The organism is Burkholderia sp. DN3021 (assembly GCF_049805555.1).
Taxonomy (GTDB): Bacteria; Pseudomonadota; Gammaproteobacteria; order Burkholderiales; family Burkholderiaceae; genus Burkholderia; species Burkholderia pyrrocinia_C.
This window is the reverse complement of record NZ_JBNCAB010000262.1, coordinates 1-692: the sequence shown is the minus strand read 5'-3', so window position 1 is coordinate 692 and position 692 is coordinate 1. Positions and strand designations below refer to the sequence as shown.

At 76.6% G+C, this 692-nt stretch carries 1 protein-coding gene; it reads right to left on the bottom strand.

All coding sequences use genetic code 11. The features are described from left to right. The coding region (locus ACPUER_RS36995) for a polyketide synthase dehydratase domain-containing protein (RefSeq protein WP_425133607.1) at window positions 1-692 on the bottom strand (692 nt) is incomplete at both ends.

The window sequence follows — 692 nt, the reverse complement described above, 5'->3', positions numbered from 1 at the left end:
GGCCGGGCGCGTCGCGCAACGCGTCGGCGATCGCGTCGCGCCCCGCCGCCTCGTCGACGCGCACGAACGTCATGCCGGCGCCGCCGCGCGCGAACCTTGCCTCGAGCGCGGCGCAGCGCGCGGGCGTGCCGACGAGCAGCCAGACGCCCGCCGGATCTTCCGGCCCGACAGCTGCGTCGACCGGCGTCCATTCGATCGCGTGCTCGGTCGGCTCCGCCGCCTCGGGCGCCACGTCGAGCGCCGGCTCCGCGAGGCGGCGCAGCGTCATGCCGCGCACCTCCATCACTGGCGCGCCGTCGTCCGCGAAAAGGCGCAGCGTCGCGCGGATCGTGTCCGGTTGCGCGTCGCCATCGCGGTCCAGCCAGACGGCCAGCCGCGACGCGGCGAACGGCCGGGTACCGCGCGACAGCACGACCTCGTCGAACGCGAGCGGCACGAAGGCCCCGTCGCGCAGTTGATAGACGAGGCACGCGGCGCTCGCCTGCAGCGCGGCGTCGAGCAGGCCGGGATGCACCGCGAGCCCGTTCGTCGTCCCCTGGTCGACCAGGGTCGCCTCGGCGCGATGCGCGCCGTGACGCACGTCGGCGAGCGCCTGGAAACTGCCGCCGTAGCCGAGCCCGCGCCGCGCGAATTGCGCGCGCAGCGCGGCGCCGCCCAGGTGCCCGACGAGCGCGTCGTCGGCGGCGTCGATC